This is a genomic window from Mesorhizobium sp. B2-7-1, assembly GCF_006440735.1.
Taxonomy (GTDB): domain Bacteria; phylum Pseudomonadota; class Alphaproteobacteria; order Rhizobiales; family Rhizobiaceae; genus Mesorhizobium.
Genome location: NZ_VFUA01000005.1, coordinates 103,721 through 124,905, shown reverse-complemented (window position 1 = coordinate 124,905; position 21,185 = coordinate 103,721). Strand labels below are relative to the sequence as shown.

The window sequence follows — 21,185 nt, the reverse complement described above, 5'->3', positions numbered from 1 at the left end:
GGCCATTGTCCGGCGCCTCGTGCCTGCTTTTAAGTGAAAAACATCCGATGGCAACCGAACGTTACAATCCGCGCACCGCAGAGCCCAAATGGCAGAAGGCCTGGGCCGACAAGAAGCTGTTCGAGGCCAGGAACGACGACCCGAAGCCGAAATACTACGTGCTCGAGATGTTCCCCTATCCGTCGGGCAAGATCCATATCGGCCACACCCGCAACTACACGATGGGCGACGTGGTGGCGCGCTACAAGCGCGCCAAGGGCTTCAACGTGCTGCATCCGATGGGCTGGGACGCGTTCGGCATGCCGGCCGAAAACGCCGCTATGCAAAACAAGGTCCACCCCAAGGACTGGACCTACGAAAACATCGCGGTGATGCGCGAGCAGCTCAAGATGATGGGCCTGTCGCTCGACTGGGCGCGCGAGTTCGCGACCTGCGACGTCGACTACTACCACCGCCAGCAGATGCTGTTCCTCGACTTTGTCGAGAAGGGGCTGGTGACGCGCAAATCCTCCAAGGTCAACTGGGACCCGGAGGACATGACGGTGCTCGCCAACGAGCAGGTCATCGACGGCCGCGGCTGGCGCTCGGGCGCCCTGGTCGAGCAGCGCGAGCTGACGCAGTGGTTCTTCAAGATCACCGATTTCGCGCAGGACCTCTTGGACTCGCTCAACCGGCTCGACGAATGGCCGGAAAAGGTCAAGCTGATGCAGCACAACTGGATCGGCCGCTCGGAAGGGCTGCTGATCCGCTGGCCGCTGGCGGCACCGGTTGGCGACACGCATGAGCTGGAAGTCTACACGACCCGGCCCGACACCATCTTCGGCGCCTCCTTCATGGCGGTCGCCGCCGACCATCCGCTGGCGAGAAAGGCCGCCGAAAACAATGTCGAGCTGGCCAAGTTCATCGAGGAGGTCCGCCACATGGGCACCTCGGTGGCGGCGCTGGAGACGGCCGAAAAGAAGGGCTTCGACACCGGCATCCGCGTCGTCCATCCGTTCGACGAGAGCTGGACGCTGCCGGTCTATGTCGCCAATTTCGTGCTGATGGAATACGGCACCGGCGCCATTTTCGGCTGTCCGTCCGGCGACCAGCGCGACCTCGACTTCGCCAACAAATATGGCCTGCCGGTGATCCCGGTGGTGATGCCGGAAGACGCCGATGCCAAGTCCTTCCAGGTCATCGAGGAGGCCTATGTCGATGACGGCGTGATGATCAATTCGCGCTTCCTCGACGGCATGAAACCCGAGAAGGCTTTCAACGAAGTCGCGAAGCTGCTGGAAGAAAAAACGATCGGCGGCCGGCCGATGGCGGAGCGCAAGGTGAATTTCCGCCTGCGCGACTGGGGCATTTCGCGCCAGCGCTATTGGGGCTGCCCGATCCCGATGATCCACTGCGAGGCCTGCGGCGTCGTGCCGGTGCCGAAGGCGGACCTGCCGGTGAAGCTGCCCGACGACATCGAGTTCGATCGTCCGGGCAATCCGCTCGACCGTCATCCAACCTGGCGGCATGTGAAGTGCCCGCAATGCGGCCGCGATGCGCGGCGCGAGACCGACACGATGGACACCTTCGTCGATTCGTCCTGGTATTTCGCGCGCTTCACCGCGCCCTGGGCCAACGAGCCGACCGAGCCGAGGGCGGCCGACGAATGGCTGGCGGTCGACCAGTATATCGGCGGCATCGAGCATGCGATCCTGCACCTGCTCTATTCGCGCTTCTTCACCCGTGCCATGCGCGAGACCGGGCATCTGAACCTCGCCGAGCCGTTCAAGGGCCTGTTCACGCAAGGCATGGTGGTGCACGAGACCTACCGTGTCGGCGGCCCATCCAACAACGGACGCTGGCTGTCGCCGAGCGAGGTCAGGATCGAGGACGCCGGCGGCAAGCGCCGCGCCGTCGAGATCGCCACCGGCGAAGAGGCGACGGTCGGCACCCTCGAGAAGATGTCGAAGTCGAAGAAGAACACGGTGAGCCCGGAAGAGATCACCGACGGCTACGGCGCCGACACGGCGCGCTGGTTCATGCTGTCGGACTCGCCGCCGGAGCGCGACGTCGAATGGACCGACGACGGCGCGGCCGGCGCGCACCGCTTCGTGCAGCGCGTCTGGCGCCTGGTGCAGATCGCGGCCGATGAGCTTGCCGGCGTCAAGCCGGCGGCGGCAAAGGATGGCGAGGCGGGCGCTGTTTCCAAGGCTGCGCACAAGATCCTGAAGGCGGTCGGCGAGGACATCGAGAAGCTCGGCTTCAACCGCGCCATCGCCCGCATCTATGAGCTCGCCAATGTGCTGACGACGCCGCTCAACGACGTCGCCGAAGGCAAGGCCGACGCCGCGCTGAAGGGCGCCTGCCGCGAGGCGGTGGAGATCCTGGTGCATATCGTCGCGCCGGTGATGCCGCATCTGGCGGAGGAATGCTGGCAGGCGCTGGGCGGCGCCGAGATGGTCGCCGAACGGCCGTGGCCGGTCTACGATCCAGCTTTGGTCGTCGACAACGAGATCGTGCTGCCGGTGCAGGTCAACGGCAAGAAGCGCGGGGATTTGACAATTGCCCGCGACGCGGATCAAGGTGCCGTCGAAAAAGCGGTGCTGGCCCTCGACTTCGTGCAAAAAGCACTGGAAGGTAAGGCTCCGCGCAAGGTGATCATCGTCCCGCAGAGGATCGTCAATGTCGTTGCCTGATCCGGTGAAGTCAGAAGCGGTCCGCCTGCGCGGCCGCTTGGCGGTCTGCGGCATGGCCGCCGCGCTGGCGCTGGTCTCGGCCTGCACGGTCAGGCCGCTCTATTCCAACCAGCCGCTGTCGCCCGGATCGACGCTCAGCGCATCCGCCGAGCTGGGCTCGATCTCGATCAAGCCGGTCAACACCCGTTACGCGCAGCAGGTGCGCAACAATTTGATCTTCGCTTTCGGGCAAGGTTCGGGCGAGCCAGCCTCGCCGGCCTATACGCTCGATCTCGGCATCAGCGAACTCGTCGAATCGGCGGCCATCGTGCAGGTGCAGACCCAGGAAGACGAGCCGACCGCCGGCACGGTCACGCTCACCGCCAATTACGTGCTCAGGGACACCGCGACCAACACGGTGATTGCCGTCGGCAGGCGCTCGATCCCGTCGTCCTTCGACCGGCCGCGCCAGGAATTCGCGGCCTATCGCGCGCAGATCGACGCCGAGAACCGCGCCGCCCGGGAACTGGCCGACCTGCTGCGGCTTTCCATCGCGCAGGATCTTGCCAAGCACGGCAAAAAAGCCTGAGCTGTGCCGTTATTCAGGTGAGGCCGGCCTGCGAACGGAGGTTTCCTCCGCTTCCGGTGCTCACGTACTTCAGTACGCTCCGCTCCGGTTCTCGGAAACCACCATTCTCGGCTCGGCGTGACCTGAATCTCGGCACACCTTCGCGCACCGTTTGAAACAAAAAGGCCGGTCACCCGGCCTTTTTTCTGTTCTGACAAGATGCCGACCTCAGCCGATCTTCTGGCCGGTCTTGGCCCAGTCGGCGAGGAACTGCGCCAAGCCCTTGTCGGTCAGCGGGTGACTGACCAGCGCCTTCAGCGTCGCCGGCGGCGCGGTGATGATATCGGCGCCGATCAGCGCGGCCTGCTTGACATGGTTCACCGTGCGCACCGAGGCGGTCAGGATCTCGGTCTTGAAATCGTAATTGTCGTAGATGGTGCGGATTTCCGAGATCAGCTCCATGCCGTCCGAGCCGGTGTCGTCGATGCGGCCGACGAAGGGCGAGATGAAGGAGGCGCCGGCCTTGGCGGCCAGCAGCGCCTGGTTGGCCGAGAAGCAGAGCGTCACATTGACCATGCGGTTCATCTCGGTGCGGATGGTCTTGCAGGCCTTCAGGCCGTCCAAAGTCAGCGGCACCTTGATGGCGACATTCGGCGCGATCTTGGCCAGGATCTTGGCCTCGGCCATCATGTCCTTGTATTCGGTCGCCACGACCTCGGCCGAGACCGGGCCCTCGACGATGTCGCAGATCTGCTTGGTGACTTCGGCGATCTTGCCGCCCGATTTCAGGATCAGAGACGGGTTGGTGGTGACGCCGTCGACCAGCCCCAGATCGTGCAGCTCCTTAATTTCCTTGATGTCAGCGGTGTCGACAAAAAACTTCATGGCTGTCTCCTTGGGGATCGCCTGGCGCCCGCCAGGCACATAAGAGGGTCACTCTTTGATCTAGAGCAAAGTCGGGGCAAGGTCACGCCTGATGATGGAAGATTCGCCCTTTGTCGCAGCCGCGCCGGTGCTGGTGCCGATGCCGGCCGAACGGCCCTACACCTACGCCGTGCCGCCGGGCATGCGCGTGGTGCCGGGCTCGATCGTGCGCGTGCCGCTCGGGCCGCGCCAGGTCGCGGGCATCGTCTGGGACGGTGTGGTCGAGACGGTCGATGCCCGGAAATTGCGGCCGATCGAGGAGGTGTTCGACTGCCCGCCGATCGACAAGGCGATGCGCCGCTTCGTCGACTGGATCGCGCAATACACGCTGTCGGCTCCCGGCATGGTGGCGCGCATGCTGCTCAGGGCGCCGGAGGCTTTCGATCCGGAGCCGTGGATCGAAGGGCTGCAGCGCACGCTGGCCGAGCCGGACCGGTTGACGGATGCGCGGCGCCGCGTGCTGGAGACGGCTGAAGGCGGGCTGGCCTGGACGCGCTCGGGACTGGCGCATGCGGCGGGCGTGTCCTCGACCGTGATCGACGGCTTGCGGGCACAGGGCGTGTTCGAGACGGTGATGATCCCGCCACGGCCGGTGGTGGCAGCGCCCGATCCCGGTCACGCCGTTCCTGAATTGATGCCGGATCAGAAAGCGGCGGCCGAGAAGCTGCGCGCGGCAATCGCGGCCGATGCCTTCAACGTCACGCTGCTCGACGGCGTCACGGGTTCGGGCAAGACGGAAGTCTATTTCGAAGCTGTGGCGGCCGCGCTCGACAAGGGCGGGCAGGTGCTGATCCTGTTGCCGGAGATCGCGCTCACCCATGCCTTCCTCGAACGCTTCCAGGACCGGTTCGGCGCCAAGCCGGCGGAGTGGCATTCCGACCTGCCGCCAAGGATGCGCGAGCGCGTCTGGCGGCAGGTCGCCGAAGGCGGCGTGCGCGTCGTCGCCGGCGCGCGCTCGGCGCTGTTCCTGCCGTTCAAGGAACTCGGCCTGATCGTCGTCGACGAGGAGCACGACCCGGCCTACAAGCAGGAGGATCGCGTCTTCTATAACGCGCGCGACATGGCGGTGGTGCGCGGCCATATCGGCGGCTTCCCGGTCGTGCTCGCCTCGGCGACGCCGTCGGTGGAAAGCCGGGTCAACGCCAGCCAGGGCCGCTACGACCGGGCCGTGCTGTCGTCGCGTTTCGCGGAAGCCGCACTGCCTGACCTGAAGTCGATCGACATGCGGCGCTCGCCGCCGGCGCGCGGCGGCTTCCTGTCGCCTCTGCTTTTGGAGCAGATGCAGCGCACGCTGGAGAGAAAAGAACAGTCGCTGCTTTTCCTCAACCGGCGCGGTTACGCGCCGCTGACGCTGTGCCGCGTCTGCGGCCACCGCTTCGGCTGCCCGGTGTGCTCGGCCTGGCTGGTCGAGCACCGGTTTCGTGGCCAGCTCGTCTGCCACCATTGCGGCCACAATGAGCGGCGGCCGGAGGCCTGCCCGGAATGCGGCACGCTGGATCACCTCGTGGCATGCGGCCCGGGCGTCGAGCGAATCGCCGAGGAGGTGGTCGGGCATTTTCCCGATGCCCGCACCATCGTGCTGTCGTCCGATCTTCTGGGCGGCGTGCGCCGGCTGCGGCTTGAGCTCGAGGCCGTCGCCAATGGCGAGGCCGACATCGTCATCGGCACGCAGCTCGTCGCCAAGGGCCATAATTTTCCAGGCATGACGCTGGTCGGCGTGGTCGACGCGGATCTCGGATTGGCCAATGGCGATCCGCGCGCCGCCGAGCGCACTTTCCAGCTGCTCAGCCAGGTGACGGGCCGCGCCGGCCGCACCGGCAAGAAGAGTCTCGGCCTCCTGCAGACCTACCAGCCGGATCATCCGGTGATGCGGGCCATCGTCTCCGGCGATTCGGAAGCCTTTTACGAGCGCGAGATCACGGAGCGCGAACGCGCGGCGCTGCCGCCTTTCGGCCGGCTCGCCGGCATCATCGTCAGCGCCGCGACGCGGGGCGAGGCGGAGAGCCATGCGCGGGGCTTGCGCCGCGCGGCGCCGCAGGCTTCCGATCTCTTCGTGCTCGGCCCGGCCGAGGCGCCGCTGTCGCTGCTCGGCGGCCGCCACCGCTTCCGCCTTCTGATCCAGGGCGAGCGGCGCGCCGACATCCAAGGTTTCATCCGCGCCATGGTGGCCGAGGGGCCGAAGCTGCGCGGCTCGGTGCGGGTGCAGGTCGACATCGACCCGCAGAGTTTTCTGTGAGTTTGCGGAATTACTCCCTCAGATCACTCTCGGTGAAGGGGTTCAGGTGAGGTACATCGAGAACCGCAAAATGTCGGACATTGGCTGTTAAGACGGACATGCCGTTCAAACGGGCAGTCGAGGCGATCACGACGTCCGCCAAGCCAGGATTGAAGCCTTTGGCGATTGCGGCATCTTCCAGTTTCCCGGCGTCTCTGGCGATTGCGACGTCCACTGGCAGAATGCGCTGGTCGAATTCCGTAAGCAGCCGTTCGAACCAGTCCCCGATACGCGCCGCCTTCGAACTTGCACCCGATCGTCTCAGTTTCGCGATGCCTTTTTCCAGCTCTAAGACGACGATGGATGACATGTGCCAGGAGCCGCGTTCCCGCTGTTCATTGACCCACGTCAGCAGGTGTGAGGGAAGCGGAGGACGGCCGGGCGCAAAAGCCGATAGGAACGACGTGTCGAGTAAATAGCCGCTCAAAATTCGACGTCCCGTGACGGCGATTCGTTGCGCTCAAATTCGATACCGCCAGGATACTGAAGCAGGAAGTCGACAAAGGCTTTTTGGCTGCCTTGCGGATAAAGCTTTCGCCCCTCATCAATCGGAACAACCATGGCAATCGCTTTGCCATGCCTGGTGATGGTAGTAGGCTCACCGTTTGCCGCGGCCTCGACGAGTGCCGAGAGCCCTGCCTTGGCCTCTCGAAGCTGGACGGTTTTCATGATGACCTCCATGTAGTCTCATGTGGTCACAATATAGAGATTGCATCGGAAAGGGACAAGTCCTCATGAAAACCCTCGGCCTGATCGGCGGCATGAGCTGGGAATCGACGGCGATCTATTACCGCCTGCTCAACGAGATCGTGCGCGAGCGGCTGGGCGGGCTGCATTCGGCCAAGCTCCTCCTTTGGTCGTTCGATTTCGCCGAGATCGCCGAACGGCAGCATGCGGGCGACTGGGAGGGCGCCGGCGTCCTTCTCGTGGAAGCCGCGCGCAGGTTGGAGGCGGGTGGAGCCGAAGGCCTGGTGATCTGCACCAACACCATGCACAAGTTGGCCGACGATGTGCAGGCTGCCATATCGGTCCCCCTCATCCATATCGCCGACGCCACTGGGCGCGCTGTCGTCGATGCGGGCGTGAAGCGGCCGGCGCTGCTGGCGACCCGCTTCACCATGGAACAGGATTTCTACAAGGGTCGTCTCGCCGACAAATACGGCCTGGAACCCTTTGTGCCGAACCACGCCGGCCGCGACATGGTGCATCGCGTGATCTACGACGAACTTTGCCAAGGCATCGTCAAACCCGAATCGCACGCGGCCTATGTCGGGGAAGTCGGCCGGATGCGGCGCGAGGACCACGTGGACGGCGTCATCATGGGCTGCACCGAGATCACCATGCTGATCGGCCAGGGCGATTTCGACGTTCCGGTGTTCGACACGACGCGCATCCATGCCGAGGCCGCGGTCGATTTCGCGCTCGCCTGATCGGCCGCTCTCCTGATGCGTCTTTTCTAATGTGCCGGCCGCCATCTGGCGTGCCGATTTTCCTCGGCTAGAATGCCGTCAATTTCAGAACAAGACTTTATGAGGGGATAAGATGGAATTCGCGTTTCCGTGGCCCGCGAGCCAGGGTGAATGGCTGGCCTGGTCGAGCGCCGTCGTGACCCTGGCCCTCGGCCTGTTCCTGTTCCTGGCGCCGGGGCTTGCGTTTCGCGTGCTGCGCCTGCAGCCGCGGCCGGAGAAAGCCGCGGCGATCGCCGAGGGACGCGGCCGCATGTCGGGCTTCTATCTCGGCGTCAGCCTGTGCTGCATCCTTTTGGCGCAGCCGCTGCTCTACATGGCGCTGGGCTTCTCCTGGCTGTTCACTGCCTTCGGCCGGCTTTTGTCGATGATGTCGGACGGCGCCAACACCCCTTTCAACTGGGTTTCGATCGTGGTTGAATTGGCGCTGGCGGCGTTGCCGCTGGCCTTTGCCTTCGGCTTCGTGCCGTGAATTCGGCGGTTGAGGTTGGCCTTCGCCGCCTGATGCGACAAAAGTGCCTGAAAACCATGCCGGACGATGCATTGCGGTCTTAAAAAGCCTGTGCTAGACGGCAATCGACTTTCGGCAGGGGATAGCGGAAGCCGCATCTCCGTGCTTGAAAATTTGTAATAAGGTCAAAGATTTAGCCAGAGTTTTCGCTCGCGCCAACAATCTGCGGCCTGTCAGACAAGAGAAAAGACGGTCCGTGGCCCAATCGTCATCGCCAATCTCAGCTGTCGCAGAACGCTATGCAGGCTCGCTGTTCGAGCTCGCGCTGCAGGACAATTCAATCGCCAAGGTCGAGGCCGATCTGACCAGCTTCGAGGCAATGCTCAACGAGAGCGGCGATCTCTCGCGGCTGATCAGCAGCCCGGTGTTTTCCAGCGAGGACCAGGCAAAGGCCATCGCCGCCATCGCCGACAAGGCCAAGATCACCGGCCTGGTCGGCAATTTCCTGCGCGTCGTGGCCAGGAACCGCCGCCTGTTCGCGGTGCCCGGCATGATCAAGGCGTTTCGCCAGATCGCCGCCGACCATCGCGGCGAGGCGTCGGCCGAGGTCACCTCGGCGCATGCGCTGACGGCTGCGCAGCAGACTGAACTCAAGGCGGCGCTGAAGGGCATCGCCGGCAAGGACGTGGCCATCGCCATGACCGTCGATCCGTCGCTGCTCGGCGGGCTGATCGTCAAGATAGGCTCGCGCCAGATCGATACGTCGCTCAAAACCAAACTCAATTCGCTCAAGCTTGCACTGAAAGAGGTCGGCTGATGGACATCCGCGCCGCGGAAATTTCCGCAATTCTCAAAGACCAGATCAAGAATTTCGGCAAGGAGGCCGAGGTCTCCGAAGTCGGTCAGGTTCTGTCAGTCGGTGACGGCATCGCCCGCGTCTACGGCCTCGACAATGTCCAGGCCGGCGAGATGGTCGAGTTCCCCGGCGGCATCCGCGGCATGGCGCTCAACCTCGAAGCCGACAATGTCGGCGTCGTCATCTTCGGCAACGACCGCGACATCAAGGAAGGCGATACCGTCAAGCGCACCGGCGCCATCGTCGACGCGCCTGTCGGCATGGGTCTGCTCGGCCGCGTTGTCGACGCGCTGGGCAACCCGATCGACGGCAAGGGTCCGATCAAGGCGACCGAGCGCAAGCGCGTCGACGTCAAGGCGCCCGGCATCATTCCGCGCAAGTCGGTGAACGAGCCGATGTCGACCGGCCTCAAGGCCATCGATGCGCTGATCCCGGTCGGTCGCGGCCAGCGCGAGCTGGTCATCGGCGACCGCCAGACCGGCAAGACCGCCATCATCCTCGACACGATGCTCAACCAGAAGTCCGTGCACGACAATGGCCCGGAGAAGGAAAAGCTCTACTGCGTCTACGTCGCCGTCGGCCAGAAGCGCTCGACCGTGGCGCAGTTCGTGAAGGTACTCGAAGAGCGTGGCGCGCTCGAATATTCGATCATCGTCGCGGCCACCGCGTCCGACCCGGCGCCGATGCAGTTCCTGGCGCCGTTCACGGCGTGCACGATGGGCGAATATTTCCGCGACAACGGCATGCATGCGCTGATCAGCTATGACGATCTGTCGAAGCAGGCCGTCGCCTATCGCCAGATGTCGCTCTTGCTGCGCCGCCCGCCGGGCCGCGAAGCCTATCCGGGCGACGTCTTCTATTTGCACTCGCGCCTCCTGGAGCGCGCCGCCAAGCTCAACGACGACAATGGCAATGGTTCGCTGACCGCGCTGCCGATCATCGAGACGCAGGCCAACGACGTGTCGGCCTACATCCCGACCAACGTCATCTCGATCACCGACGGCCAGATCTTCCTCGAGACCAACCTGTTCTTCCAGGGCATCCGCCCGGCGGTGAACGTCGGCCTGTCGGTGTCGCGCGTCGGCTCGTCGGCGCAGATCAAGGCGATGAAGCAGGTCGCCGGCTCGATCAAGGGCGAGCTGGCGCAGTACCGCGAAATGGCGGCCTTCGCGCAGTTCGGCTCGGACCTTGATGCCGCCACGCAGCGTCTGCTCAACCGCGGCTCGCGCCTGACCGAGCTGCTTAAGCAGCCGCAGTTCTCGCCGCTCAAGACCGAAGAGCAGGTCGCGGTGATCTTCGCCGGCGTCAACGGTTATCTCGACAAGCTGCCGCTCAATCAGGTCGGCAAGTTCGAGCACGGCCTGCTCAGCCACATGCGCTCGGCCGGCAAGGACGTGCTCGACGGCATCCGCAAGGAGAAGGCGCTGTCCGACGACCTGCGCGCCAAGCTGAAGGCGGAAATCGACGCCTTCGCAAAGACCTTCGCTTGAACGAAGCCGGACGGGATCGGGTTTGAAGCATGGCTTCGTTAAAAGACCTTCGTAACCGTATCGCCTCGGTCAAGGCGACGCAGAAGATCACCAAGGCGATGCAGATGGTCGCCGCGGCGAAGCTGCGTCGCGCGCAGGAAGCGGCGGAAGCGGCACGTCCCTATTCCGAGCGCATGGGCGCGGTTCTGGCCAACATCACCCAGGCGATCGGCGGCGGCGGCGATGCACCGGCGCTGATGACCGGCACCGGCAAGGACGACGTGCATCTGCTCATCGTCTGCACCGCCGAGCGCGGCCTTTGCGGCGGCTTCAACTCGCAGATCGCGCGCCTTGCCCGCGACCATATCCGCCGGCTTCTCGCCGACGGCAAGCAGGTCAAGATCATCTGCGTCGGCAAGAAGGGTTTCGACATCCTGCGCCGCGACTACGGCTCGATGATCCTCGAGCGTGTCGACCTGCGTGAGGTCAAGACGCTCGGCTTCGTCAATGCCGATGCCATCGCGCGCAAGATCATCCACCTGTTCCACCAGGATGGCTTCGACGTCTGCACGCTGTTCTATTCGCAGTTCAAGTCGGTGATCAGCCAGATCCCGACGGCGCAGCAGGTCATCCCAGCGGCGGCCGCGGCGGCGACTGCGCCCGAGACGGCCAATGGCGGCAACGCGGTGTACGAATACGAGCCGGAGCCGGGCGAGATCCTCTCCGACCTCATCCCGCGCAACATCGCCGTGCAGATCTTCCGGGCGCTGCTTGAAAACGCGGCCGGCGAGATGGGCGCCAAGATGAGCGCGATGGACAATGCGACGCGCAACGCCGGCGACATGATCAACAAGCTGTCGATCACCTACAACCGCCAGCGGCAGGCGCAGATCACCAAGGAACTGATCGAAATCATTTCGGGCGCCGAGGCGCTCTAAGCGCGCCGCGCGGGGTCGATGGCCCCGCCGCGGACAGCGTGAGCAACAGATAGACGAAAAGGGCAAAGACGATGGCGAAAGCAGCTACTCCGAAGACCGCCGCCAAGGCGGCACCGGCGGAAAAGGCTCCGGCAGCAGCCGCGAAAGCCGCTCCGGCGAAAAAGGCGGCCGCTCCGGCCAAGGCAGCGGCTCCGGCGAAGACCACCGCGGCGAAGGCGCCGAGCGTTTCGGCGAGGGTCGGCGCCGCCGGCAAGGTTCGCCAGGTCATCGGCGCCGTCGTCGACGTGCAGTTCGAAGATCATCTGCCGGCCATTTTGAACGCGATCGAGACGATCAATGTCGGCAATCGCCTCGTGCTCGAGGTTGCCCAGCATCTCGGCGAGAACACGGTGCGCTGCATTGCGATGGACTCGACCGAAGGTCTGGTGCGCGGCCAGGACGTCTATGACACCGGCGCTCCGATCACCGTACCGGTCGGCCCGGGCATGCTCGGCCGCATCATCAACGTCATCGGCGAGCCGGTCGACGAGGAAGGCCCGGTCGACGGCATCGAGATGCGCGCCATCCACCAGCCGGCTCCGGCCTATATCGACCAGTCGACGGAAGCGCAGATCCTGGTCACCGGCATCAAGGTTCTCGATCTGCTGGCACCTTATGCCCGCGGCGGCAAGATCGGCCTGTTCGGCGGCGCCGGCGTCGGCAAGACCGTGCTGATCCAGGAACTGATCAACAACGTCGCCAAGGCGCATGGCGGCTTCTCGGTGTTCGCCGGCGTCGGCGAGCGCACCCGCGAAGGCAACGACCTCTATCACGAGTTCATCGAATCGGGCGTCAACAAGAAGGGCGGCGGCCAGGGCTCGAAGGCCGCGCTCGTCTACGGCCAGATGAACGAGCCGCCGGGCGCGCGCGCCCGCGTCGGCCTGACCGGCCTCACCGTCGCCGAATATTTCCGCGACCAGGGCCAGGACGTGCTGTTCTTCGTCGACAACATCTTCCGCTTCACGCAGGCTGGTTCTGAAGTGTCGGCGCTGCTCGGCCGTATTCCTTCCGCCGTGGGCTACCAGCCGACGCTGGCCACCGACATGGGCGCGCTGCAGGAACGCATCACGACGACGACCAAGGGCTCGATCACCTCGGTGCAGGCGATCTACGTTCCGGCCGACGACTTGACCGACCCGGCGCCCGCGACCTCGTTCGCCCACCTCGACGCCACGACCGTGCTCAACCGCGCGATCTCGGAAAAGGGCATCTACCCGGCCGTCGATCCACTGGATTCGACCTCGCGCATGCTCGACCCGATGGTCGTCGGCGAGGAGCACTACCAGGTCGCCCGCCAGGTGCAGTCGATCCTGCAGCGCTATAAGTCGCTGCAGGACATCATCGCCATCCTGGGCATGGACGAGCTGTCGGAAGAGGACAAGCAGACGGTTGCCCGCGCCCGCAAGATCGAGCGCTTCCTGTCGCAGCCGTTCTTCGTCGCCGAAGTGTTCACGGGCGCGCCGGGCAAGCTGGTCGACCTCGCCGACACCATCAAGGGCTTCAAGGGCCTCTGCGCCGGCGACTACGACCACCTGCCGGAAGCCGCCTTCTACATGGTCGGCGGCATCGACGAAGCGGTCGAGAAGGCGCAGCGCCTCGCGGCTGAAGCGGCGTAATCAAGAGAATAGGGAGTAGTCGGTAGTGAGTAGGGAATAGCAGGTCTGACTTGGGTCGTTTTTACGCCAGTCACTACTGACTAATCCCTACTGCCTACTCACTAATTTGATCATGGCTGAAGCTTTCAAGTTCGAACTGGTCTCGCCGGAACGGCTGCTCGTTTCCGAGCAGGTCGAGTCCGTCGTCATTCCGGGCGCCGAAGGCGAGATGACGGTGATGGCGCAGCACGCGCCGGTCATGACGACGATCAAGCCCGGCGTCGTTACGATCAAGGCCGCTTCCGGCAAGGAGGACCGCTACGTCGTGTTCGGCGGTTTCGCCGACATCCTGCCGTCCGGCTGCACGTTGCTTGCTGAATCGGCCGTGCATGTGAACGACATCGACCGCGCGGACCTTGCACGTCGCATCCAGGACGCCAAGGAAGACGCCGCCGACGCCAAGGACGACGTGGCGCGCAGCCGCGCCGAGCAGTTCCTCAGCCAGCTCACCACGCTGGAAGGCGCGCTGATCCCGGCCTGACGCCTGCTTAGGGCGACAATCGATCCGTCTCGGACGTGATATCGAAAGCGGGGCCTTGCCCCGCTTTTTCGTTTGTTGGACAGTCCCGCCTGCTTCGTCAGAGCGTCTTGCCGTTTCACGGAAACGACTAGCCGCTTTTTCTCTTTGTTTGGACGCAATCCCCGGCGGAAAACCGCTTTGCACTTTTCCTGGGATTGCTCTGGGGGCGACGGATGTCCGCAGAAACAGGCCCGCGATCGAGATGGTCGACAGCGCTGGTGTCGCTGTTCGGCGGACGGTTCGGCGGCTTCCTGTGGATCGGCGCGGGCCGTGCCGCGATCATCTGGCTGATCGTCGTAAGCTTGGCATCGATCGCCGTCTGCTATGTCGGGCTGCCGGTCCTGCCCAGCGCCAACCTTGCCTGGCTTACCGGCTTCGCAGGACCCGGTCTTGCGGTTTTGTCGGCGCTGATCGTCGTTCCATTCGCCCGACGTTTCAGGCCCGACAAATGGTACGCGCATGGGCTCTGGGTGCTGGTCCTGGTCGTTCTCACGTCCTATGGCGCGGCGCTCGCGATCCGCACATTCCTGTTCCAGCCCTTCTCGATGCCGTCCGCCAGCATGGAGCCGACGCTTCAGCTGGGCGACTATTTCTTCGCTTCCAAATACGCCTATGGCTATGGCCACTACAGCGCTCCCTTCGGGCTGTTGCCAGTCGAAGGCCGGGTTCTCGGCAGCCCGCCGAGACGGGGGGATGTGGTGGTGTTCAGGCCGCGCAGCGATCCTGACACGGATTATGTCAAGCGCATCGTCGGCATGCCTGGAGACCGGGTCCAGATGATCGACGGGCGGCTCTACATCAACCGCGTCGCCGTCAAGCTCGAGGATCTCGGCGACTATTCGACACAAGAGATACGCTCGGCACGGCTGCAGCGCGAAACGCTGCCGGAAGGCGTCACCTATCTGGTGATAGACTACGATGTGACCTCGGTCGGCGACAACACGCCGGAAATCACCGTGCCGGCGGGAGAATATTTCATGCTCGGCGACAACCGCGACAATTCCGCCGACAGCCGTTTCACCATGGGCACGGTGCCTTACGAAAATCTCGTCGGCAAGGCGGTGCGCCTGTTCTGGAACGCTAACGGGAACGACTATGCCGCGCGGCAGGTCGTGAACGGGCCGGCGGATAACTAGCTACTCGGTGAGCCTGGGAGGTTCGTTGCCGATGCCGAGCGCGGCAAAGGCCAGCTTCGGACCGCCCTGCTTGAAATGGACCAGATGCGTGGCGACAAACTCGATCAACCGCTCGCGTTCCGCGTGGCCTTTGGCAAAGCCGGCGAGGTCGAACACGGCCTCGGCCATGGTTGCCGTCGCCAGATTGCGGCCGAACAGGTCGTTAAGGGCGGCATCGAGCGGATCGGTGAAATGGCCCTCGGGCAAAGTCCCGCCGCGTGCGGCGCATGCGGCGATCCAGGCGGCAACGACCAGCGACAGGTGTTCCGGCAGCAGACCCGCCTCGAGCCTTGCAAGCGCGGAAGCGACGATGCGTTGCGGCAGTTTCTGGCTGCCGTCATTGGCGATCTGCGCGGTGCGGTGGGCGAGCGCGGTATTGGAAAAGCGCACGGCGAGCTCGGCCGTATAGGGGATCGGGTCGAGCCCGGCATCCCGCGGCAGCGTTGGAATGGCCTCGGCCCAAAGCCAGTCCACGAACTGCCGGATCGACGGATCGGCAAAGGCGCGGTCGACGGTGGCGTGGCCGCTGAGCAGGCCGAGATAGGCGATGCCGGAATGCGCGCCGTTGAGCAGCCTCAGCTTCATGTCCTCGAACGGCCGCACATCCTCGACCATGGTGACGCCGAATTTCTCCCAGGCCGGCCGCCCGGCGGGAAAGTGGTCCTCGATCACCCATTGCCGGAACGGCTCGGTCATCACCGGCCAGGAGTCCTCGAGGCCGAGCTCGTCAGCGATGCGCAGCCGGTCGGCATCGGTGGTAGCCGGCACGATGCGGTCGACCATGCTCGACGGGAAGGCGACTTCGTCGGCGACATGGCGCGCGAGGTCGGCATCTCGGAGCTTCGCGAACTCGATCAGCAGCCGGTGCAGCGTGGCGCCGTTGGCCGGCAGGTTGTCGCAGCAGAGCACGGTGAAGGGCGGCGTGCCGGCGACGCGACGGCGCGCCAGCGACTCGGCGAGAAAGCCATGCGCCGTCTTCGGCGATCCGGGGTTGGCGAGATCGTGGACAATGTCGGGATGGGCGCTGTCGAGCGCGCCATCGGCTGCCCTGAGATAAGCCTTTTCGGTGATGGTCAGCGTGACGATGCGGGCGCGCGGGTCGGTGAGCGCGGCGAGCACCGCGCCAGGGTCCTCCGGGGCGACGAGCAGGGACTGGATCGAGCCGATGACCTGCAGCTGCTCGCCGGCGCTGTCCCTGATTGCCAGCGTGTAGAGCCCGTCCTGCGGCTTGAGCGCGTCGCGCGTGTCGGGGCTGCGCAGCGAGACGCCGATGATGCCCCAATCGCTCTCGCCGTTTGCCAGGCAGGCGTCGACATAGGCCGCCTGGTGGGCGCGATGAAAGGCGCCGACGCCGAGATGGACGATGCCAGGGGTGATACCGGCGCGATCATAGGCCGGAACCGAAACGTTGCTCGGAAGAGACTTCAGCGTCTTGTCGGAAAGGCGGTCGCGGGTCATGGCACCAAATCGGGCGAACAATTCTGCATGGCGATGTCCCCTGCGCTCAGGCATGGCCGGCGTAGCACCTGTTGCCGGCCGCGGCAAGCTGACCGGTATAAGCCCGTCGCGTTGACATCATTCCTGCCGGGCCGTACCGATACCGACCCTGAAACGCGTTGCGCTGAAATGGATTTCGGCGGGGCGCTTCAGGTGTTTTTACCGATGCATGTCGTTGCCCCGGGACGGCTGCGCACTTCCGGGCGACATGCATTGGAGGAGCCGCTTTATTCGATGATCGCGCCGACCGATCCCGATCTGCTGTTTCCGCCCGAGGCGAGTTCGCGCGCATTGGCCCGCGCCCTTTACGCCGGCGTGAAGGACCTGCCCATCGTCAGCCCGCACGGTCATACCGACCCGCGCTGGTATGCGCTCAACGAGCCGTTTCCGGACCCCGCGCAACTGCTCATCGTGCCGGATCATTACATTTTCCGCATGCTGTTCAGCCAGGGCGTGCGGCTGGAAGAACTCGGCGTGCCGACGCTGGACGGCGCGCCGGTCGAGACGGACGGCCGGGTGATCTGGCGGCGCTTCGCCGAGCATTACCATCTCTTCCGCGGCACGCCGACGCGGCTCTGGCTCGACCACGTGTTCGAGCATCTGTTCGGCATCGAGGAGCCGCTCACCGTTGCCAGCGCCGACCGCTGCTACGATACGATCGCCACGCTGCTGCAACGCGACGACTATCGCCCGCGCGCGTTGTTCGAACGCTTCAACATCGAGGTGATCGCCACGACCGAGGGCGCGCTCGACGACCTCAGATGGCACCGGATGATCCGCGACAGCGGCTGGAACGGCCGCGTCGTCACCGCCTATCGGCCGGATGCGGTGGTCGATCCCGATTTCGAAGGGTTCTCGGCCAACCTCGATCGGCTCGGCGAAATCACCGGATGCGATACCGGCACCTGGACGGGTTATCTCGATGCGCATCGCCGCCGCCGCGCTTATTTCAAGGAATTCGGCGCGACCTCGTCCGACCATGGCCACCCGACGGCCGAGACCGCCAACCTTTCCGGCGCGGCGGCGCAGGAGTTGTTCGACCGCATCCGCCGCGGCTCCGACGACGAGCGCGAGCGGCGGCTGTTCCGGGCGCAGATGCTGACCGAGATGGCCAAGATGAGCCGGGACGATGCCTTGGTGATGCAGATCCACCCGGGCTCATGGCGCAATCATTCGCCTTCTGTTTTCCAGAAATTCGGCCGCGACAAGGGCTTCGATATCCCGACCAAGACCGATTATGTGACGGCGCTGAAGCCGCTGCTCGACTGCGTCGGCCTGGAGCGCGACCTCACGATCATCCTGTTCACGCTCGACGAGACGAGCTATGCGCGCGAGCTGGCGCCGCTCGCCGGCGTCTATCCGGCGCTGAAGCTCGGTCCGGCCTGGTGGTTCCACGACAGCCCGGAAGGCATGCGCCGCTTCCGTGAGATGACCACCGAGACGGCCGGCTTCTACAACACCGTCGGCTTCAATGACGACACGCGCGCCTTTCCGTCGATCCCGGCACGCCACGACGTCGCGCGCCGCGTCGACTGCGCCTTCCTGGCGCGGCTGATCGCCGAGCACCGACTGCGCGAGGACGAGGCGCATGAACTGGCCAGGGAGTTGGCCTACGCACTTGCCAAGAAGGCCTATCGCCTGTGAAGCCGCGCCGTCACATTCGCGGAACGACCGATCCTTCGATCGGCGGCAAGCGAAAGGCAGGACAAGCTTGAGCGATCTTTCCGCCTTCAGCCTGACGGGCAAGCGCATCCTGGTCACCGGCGCCAACACCGGTATCGGCCAGGGCATCGCCGTGTCGATCGCGCGCGCCGGCGGCCTGGTCGTCGGCGTCGGCCGTTCGGCGATGGACGATACGGTAGGGAAGGTCGCCGCCGCGGGCGGCAGTTTCGAAGCGGTGAAAGTCGATCTTGGCGATCCGGCCGAGGCCGCCGTCTTGCTCGACCGGGTCTGGGAGGAGAGCGGCCCGCTCGACGGCCTCGTCAACAATGCCGGCATCATCCGGCGCGCCGATGCGGTCGATCTTACCGAAGCCGATTGGGACGAGGTGATGGACGTCAATTTGAAGACGGTCTTTCGCCTCTGCCAGGGTTTTGCAAGGCGCGTGCTTGCGGAGCCGGGACGGCGCGGCAAGATCGTCAACATCGCCTCGGTGCTGAGCTTCCAGGGCGGCATCCGCGTTGCTTCCTATACCGCCTCGAAGCACGGCGTGCTCGGCCTCACGAGGCTGCTCGCCTGCGAGTGGGCGGCCAAAGGCATCAACGTCAACGGCATCGCGCCGGGCTATATCGAGACCAATAACACCGAAGCGCTGCGCGCCGACCCCGATCGAAGCGCCGCCATCCTCGGGCGCATCCCGGCGGCGCGCTGGGGCCGGACGGAGGATATAGGCGACGTGGCGGTGTTCCTACTCGCGCGGGCATCGGACTATATGCATGGCACGGTGATGCCGGTCGATGGCGGCTGGCTGGCGCGATGATCCTTTCCTGCCAATTTCGAACGGATGTTAAGCGATGACCGACATTTTTTCCCATGCGGGCGCAAAGGCCTGGGAACCGACGGCGGACGGCAACAGGCGGCGCGTACTGGTCCACACGGATGAATTGATGGTGGTCGAGGTCGCTTTCGACAAGGGCGGCATCGGGGCGCTGCATTCGCATCCCCACGTCCAGGCAAGCTATGTCGCCGAGGGTCGCTTCGAGGTCACCATAGACGGCCGATCGGAGACCCTCGAAACAGGAAGCAGCTTCATCGTGCCGTCCAATCTCGTGCACGGCGTCAAGGCGCTGGAGGCCGGGCGGCTGGTCGACAGCTTTGCGCCTTACCGGGCCGATTTTCTGGGCTAGAGCATTTCACCGTTTCACGGAAACGGCGAACTGCTCTACCTCTTTGTTTCTACGCAATTCCGGGCGGAAGGTTACGGCGAAGGCGCCGAACTTAACCGCTCACACTTTTCCTGGGATTGCCCTAGAAAGGAAAACCCGCGCCGTTAAGCGCGGGTTTGTTGCCTGGGCGCTCATCGCGCCGCCGCGGTACTCAAACATCGCCGCAGGAGGGCAACGGTGCCGCAGCAGGGTAAAGATAGGTTTAACATCCCCCTTAAGTCTCCAACCCTTGGAACCCGCCCGCATATCGGCCAATCAGCTAATGGCGGTCACGGCAATGTGACCCGGCGCGATCGGGGGACAAGGGGATTGTGCAGAAACTTCAGGCGGCCGTTGGTTTTCTAATTACCCGATCAAGCAGGGAGCTTGTTCGCCTTGTGACGGCCGTCAAAATTTGCTGGCGGTCGAGGCCGAATGCGCGGGCCGCGCGGATCAACAAGATATTCATAGCCGGTTGCGCGCGCAGCGGAACGACCTTGACGCAACGCGTCATGAAAAGCTTCGAGGACACTTTCGTCTGGCCGCCCGAGGCGCGGCATACGAAATTCTATCTGCTGGACCGCCAGGAAAACAATCTGGTCATCAAGCGCGCTTCCCGGTCCTTCGCTCATCTTGCGAAGCTGCCCGCCGACATCGGTCTCGTCTATTGCGTTCGACACCCTTTGGATGTGCTTACCAGCGTGCATCCGCAGACGATGAAGGAGCGTCGATTTCATACCACGGCCGACCGCTGGGTGCTGGGATACGATGCGCTGCTGAGCTTGAGAAAGGCGCAGCCCGTGCGCGACATTTTCTACGTGCGCAACGAAGACACGATCGCCGACCCGGACGCCGTGCAACAACGGATCGCGGATCGGTTCGGACTGCGACCGAGAGTGCCGGTTTCCAGGGATGGGCAACGCCCTATCCACTCGCGCTCGCTGCGCAAATGGGAGCGCAACGAAGACTACCGCGCCTATCTTGAAGGCCAGCTGTCGCCGGCCGTTCTTGGACCCATGCAGGCCTTCTGCCGCGAATTCGGCTACGACATGCCTGCCTGGGCCGGCGCCGCCGAATGAAGCATTTCAGCGCTGCTGCAGCGCCAGGCGTATGCCGAGCGCGCAATAGATGCCGCCGACCACCTTGCCCTGCCATTTCAGCACCGCCGGATTGCGGCGCAGGAAGGAGCCAAGACCACCCGCGCTGACGGCGAAGACGATTGTGCTGAAGAGCCCGAGCAGGACAAAGATGATGCCGAGCACCATCAGCTGCAGCATCACGAAACCGCCCTGCGGGTGCACGAATTGCGGCAGGAAGGCCAGGAAGAACAAAGCGGTCTTCGGATTGAGCATTTCGGTCAGGATCGCCTGCCGGAAAGCCTTGCCCGCGGAAATGGGCAGCGTCCTGGCCGCCAGGTCGGCCGGCGACTTTTCAAGGATGGCGCGGATACCGAGATAAACGAGATAGGCCGCGCCGATATATTTGACGATGCTGAACAGCATCGCCGAGGCGGCGATGATGGCCGAGATGCCGACGATCGCCATGATGGTGTGGATAACATCGCCCGCCGCGACGCCGGCGCCGGTGGCGATGCCGACCTTCGTGCCCGAGCTCGTCGCCCGTGCGACCGTGAGCAGCGTCGCCGGCCCCGGGATGAAGACGAAGCCGAACACGACCGCGACGTAAGTGATGAGCGTGGCGGGATCGATCATGCGAAAGTTCCTTTTGCGTCGGCCGCTGGCCTTCATCGGGTGGCTTGGCGTTATAGCACCGCGGAACGGGCTGAAGGAACTCTCTCCGGCGGCGATGTCGGCGTCGCCGCGAACCGAAGCGG

At 64.5% G+C, this 21,185-nt stretch carries 20 protein-coding genes; 15 read left to right on the top strand and 5 right to left on the bottom strand.

Annotation, left to right across the window (positions count from 1 at the left end; genetic code table 11):
* Nucleotides 1-47: 47 nt before the first annotated feature.
* The gene (gene leuS, locus FJ471_RS03980) at nt 48-2,675 is read left to right on the top strand and encodes a leucine--tRNA ligase (RefSeq protein ID WP_140801858.1); all 2,628 of its coding nucleotides are present in this window, start codon (nt 48-50) and stop codon (nt 2,673-2,675) included.
* A complete protein-coding gene (gene lptE / locus FJ471_RS03975) occupies nt 2,662-3,243 on the top strand; it encodes an LPS assembly lipoprotein LptE (RefSeq protein ID WP_140801857.1) in 582 nt (193 codons plus the stop codon). Before leuS ends, lptE begins: the two co-directional genes overlap by 14 nt.
* A gap of 207 nt (nt 3,244-3,450) precedes the next feature.
* Here the strand turns inward: lptE and fsa are convergent, their stop codons facing one another.
* Complete coding sequence (fsa, locus tag FJ471_RS03970; RefSeq protein WP_140801856.1) at nt 3,451-4,107, bottom strand: fructose-6-phosphate aldolase; 657 nt, start codon at nt 4,105-4,107, stop codon at nt 3,451-3,453.
* Between the two features lie 91 nt (nt 4,108-4,198).
* Here fsa and FJ471_RS03965 point away from each other — a divergent pair, with 91 nt between their 5' ends.
* Nucleotides 4,199-6,382 carry a primosomal protein N' gene (locus FJ471_RS03965; protein ID WP_140801855.1) on the top strand — a complete coding sequence of 728 codons (2,184 nt, stop codon included), beginning with the start codon at nt 4,199-4,201 and terminating at the stop codon, nt 6,380-6,382.
* 10 nt (nt 6,383-6,392) lie between these two features.
* Here the strand turns inward: FJ471_RS03965 and FJ471_RS03960 are convergent, their stop codons facing one another.
* Both FJ471_RS03960 and FJ471_RS03955 read right to left on the bottom strand, forming a co-directional pair.
* Nucleotides 6,393-6,848 (bottom strand): type II toxin-antitoxin system VapC family toxin, encoded by a 456-nt coding sequence (locus FJ471_RS03960; RefSeq protein WP_140801854.1) that lies wholly within the window; start codon nt 6,846-6,848, stop codon nt 6,393-6,395.
* On the bottom strand, nt 6,845-7,090 hold the full coding sequence (locus tag FJ471_RS03955; RefSeq protein WP_140801853.1) for a type II toxin-antitoxin system Phd/YefM family antitoxin: 246 nt from the start codon (nt 7,088-7,090) through the stop codon (nt 6,845-6,847). The genes FJ471_RS03960 and FJ471_RS03955 overlap by 4 nt, the downstream gene beginning before the upstream one ends.
* Before the next feature lie 65 nt (nt 7,091-7,155).
* Between FJ471_RS03955 and FJ471_RS03950 the strand changes: the two genes are divergently transcribed.
* The 8 genes from FJ471_RS03950 to lepB all read left to right on the top strand — a co-directional run bounded on the left by FJ471_RS03950 (nt 7,156) and on the right by lepB (nt 14,951).
* Nucleotides 7,156-7,851, top strand: a complete 696-nt coding sequence (locus FJ471_RS03950) for an aspartate/glutamate racemase family protein (RefSeq protein ID WP_140801852.1) — start codon at nt 7,156-7,158, stop codon at nt 7,849-7,851.
* Between the two features lie 112 nt (nt 7,852-7,963).
* Nucleotides 7,964-8,359, top strand: coding sequence for a DUF4345 family protein (locus FJ471_RS03945; protein ID WP_140801851.1), 396 nt, complete (start codon nt 7,964-7,966; stop codon nt 8,357-8,359).
* A gap of 235 nt (nt 8,360-8,594) precedes the next feature.
* Entirely contained in the window at nt 8,595-9,155 is a 561-nt protein-coding gene (locus FJ471_RS03940) for a F0F1 ATP synthase subunit delta (protein ID WP_140801850.1), read from the top strand.
* Nucleotides 9,155-10,684, top strand: a complete 1,530-nt coding sequence (gene atpA / locus FJ471_RS03935; protein WP_140801849.1) for a F0F1 ATP synthase subunit alpha — start codon at nt 9,155-9,157, stop codon at nt 10,682-10,684. The genes FJ471_RS03940 and atpA overlap by 1 nt, the downstream gene beginning before the upstream one ends.
* Nucleotides 10,685-10,713: 29 nt before the next feature.
* Nucleotides 10,714-11,601, top strand: coding sequence for a F0F1 ATP synthase subunit gamma (locus tag FJ471_RS03930; protein WP_140801848.1), 888 nt, complete (start codon nt 10,714-10,716; stop codon nt 11,599-11,601).
* Nucleotides 11,602-11,672: 71 nt separating this feature from the next.
* Nucleotides 11,673-13,256, top strand: a complete 1,584-nt coding sequence (gene atpD / locus FJ471_RS03925; protein ID WP_140801847.1) for a F0F1 ATP synthase subunit beta — start codon at nt 11,673-11,675, stop codon at nt 13,254-13,256.
* A 112-nt stretch (nt 13,257-13,368) separates the two neighbouring features.
* On the top strand, nt 13,369-13,776 hold the full coding sequence (locus FJ471_RS03920; RefSeq protein ID WP_140801846.1) for a F0F1 ATP synthase subunit epsilon: 408 nt from the start codon (nt 13,369-13,371) through the stop codon (nt 13,774-13,776).
* 212 nt (nt 13,777-13,988) lie between these two features.
* A complete protein-coding gene (lepB, locus tag FJ471_RS03915; protein ID WP_140801845.1) occupies nt 13,989-14,951 on the top strand; it encodes a signal peptidase I in 963 nt (320 codons plus the stop codon).
* Here the strand turns inward: lepB and FJ471_RS03910 are convergent, their stop codons facing one another.
* Nucleotides 14,952-16,448: a mannitol dehydrogenase family protein gene (locus FJ471_RS03910; protein ID WP_140801844.1), complete on the bottom strand. Its 1,497-nt coding sequence runs from the start codon at nt 16,446-16,448 to the stop codon at nt 14,952-14,954.
* A gap of 273 nt (nt 16,449-16,721) precedes the next feature.
* Between FJ471_RS03910 and uxaC the strand changes: the two genes are divergently transcribed.
* The 4 genes from uxaC (at nt 16,722) to FJ471_RS03890 (ending at nt 20,430) form a co-directional block, all read left to right on the top strand.
* A complete protein-coding gene (gene uxaC, locus FJ471_RS03905) occupies nt 16,722-18,131 on the top strand; it encodes a glucuronate isomerase (RefSeq protein WP_140801843.1) in 1,410 nt (469 codons plus the stop codon).
* 67 nt (nt 18,132-18,198) lie between these two features.
* Entirely contained in the window at nt 18,199-18,966 is a 768-nt protein-coding gene (kduD, locus tag FJ471_RS03900; RefSeq protein ID WP_140801842.1) for a 2-dehydro-3-deoxy-D-gluconate 5-dehydrogenase KduD, read from the top strand.
* 34 nt (nt 18,967-19,000) lie between these two features.
* Nucleotides 19,001-19,333 carry a cupin domain-containing protein gene (locus FJ471_RS03895; RefSeq protein ID WP_140801841.1) on the top strand — a complete coding sequence of 111 codons (333 nt, stop codon included), beginning with the start codon at nt 19,001-19,003 and terminating at the stop codon, nt 19,331-19,333.
* 350 nt (nt 19,334-19,683) lie between these two features.
* Complete coding sequence (locus FJ471_RS03890; protein WP_246684590.1) at nt 19,684-20,430, top strand: sulfotransferase; 747 nt, start codon at nt 19,684-19,686, stop codon at nt 20,428-20,430.
* Between the two features lie 6 nt (nt 20,431-20,436).
* On the opposite strand, the gene FJ471_RS03885 is transcribed toward FJ471_RS03890, so the two are convergent.
* Complete coding sequence (locus tag FJ471_RS03885; protein WP_140801839.1) at nt 20,437-21,063, bottom strand: LysE family translocator; 627 nt, start codon at nt 21,061-21,063, stop codon at nt 20,437-20,439.
* Between the last annotated feature and the right edge of the window lie 122 nt (nt 21,064-21,185).

Coding starts and splice junctions, on each gene's coding strand:
- FJ471_RS03885 (WP_140801839.1), bottom strand. CDS start 21,063: ATGATCGATCCCGCCACGCTCATCACTTACGTCGCGGTCGTGTTCGGC.
- atpA (WP_140801849.1), top strand. CDS start 9,155: ATGGACATCCGCGCCGCGGAAATTTCCGCAATTCTCAAAGACCAGATC.
- FJ471_RS03930 (WP_140801848.1), top strand. CDS start 10,714: ATGGCTTCGTTAAAAGACCTTCGTAACCGTATCGCCTCGGTCAAGGCG.
- atpD (WP_140801847.1), top strand. CDS start 11,673: ATGGCGAAAGCAGCTACTCCGAAGACCGCCGCCAAGGCGGCACCGGCG.
- leuS (WP_140801858.1), top strand. CDS start 48: ATGGCAACCGAACGTTACAATCCGCGCACCGCAGAGCCCAAATGGCAG.
- FJ471_RS03920 (WP_140801846.1), top strand. CDS start 13,369: ATGGCTGAAGCTTTCAAGTTCGAACTGGTCTCGCCGGAACGGCTGCTC.
- FJ471_RS03945 (WP_140801851.1), top strand. CDS start 7,964: ATGGAATTCGCGTTTCCGTGGCCCGCGAGCCAGGGTGAATGGCTGGCC.
- FJ471_RS03910 (WP_140801844.1), bottom strand. CDS start 16,448: ATGACCCGCGACCGCCTTTCCGACAAGACGCTGAAGTCTCTTCCGAGC.
- FJ471_RS03965 (WP_140801855.1), top strand. CDS start 4,199: ATGATGGAAGATTCGCCCTTTGTCGCAGCCGCGCCGGTGCTGGTGCCG.
- lepB (WP_140801845.1), top strand. CDS start 13,989: ATGTCCGCAGAAACAGGCCCGCGATCGAGATGGTCGACAGCGCTGGTG.
- uxaC (WP_140801843.1), top strand. CDS start 16,722: ATGATCGCGCCGACCGATCCCGATCTGCTGTTTCCGCCCGAGGCGAGT.
- FJ471_RS03895 (WP_140801841.1), top strand. CDS start 19,001: ATGACCGACATTTTTTCCCATGCGGGCGCAAAGGCCTGGGAACCGACG.
- lptE (WP_140801857.1), top strand. CDS start 2,662: ATGTCGTTGCCTGATCCGGTGAAGTCAGAAGCGGTCCGCCTGCGCGGC.
- fsa (WP_140801856.1), bottom strand. CDS start 4,107: ATGAAGTTTTTTGTCGACACCGCTGACATCAAGGAAATTAAGGAGCTG.
- FJ471_RS03950 (WP_140801852.1), top strand. CDS start 7,156: ATGAAAACCCTCGGCCTGATCGGCGGCATGAGCTGGGAATCGACGGCG.
- FJ471_RS03955 (WP_140801853.1), bottom strand. CDS start 7,090: ATGAAAACCGTCCAGCTTCGAGAGGCCAAGGCAGGGCTCTCGGCACTC.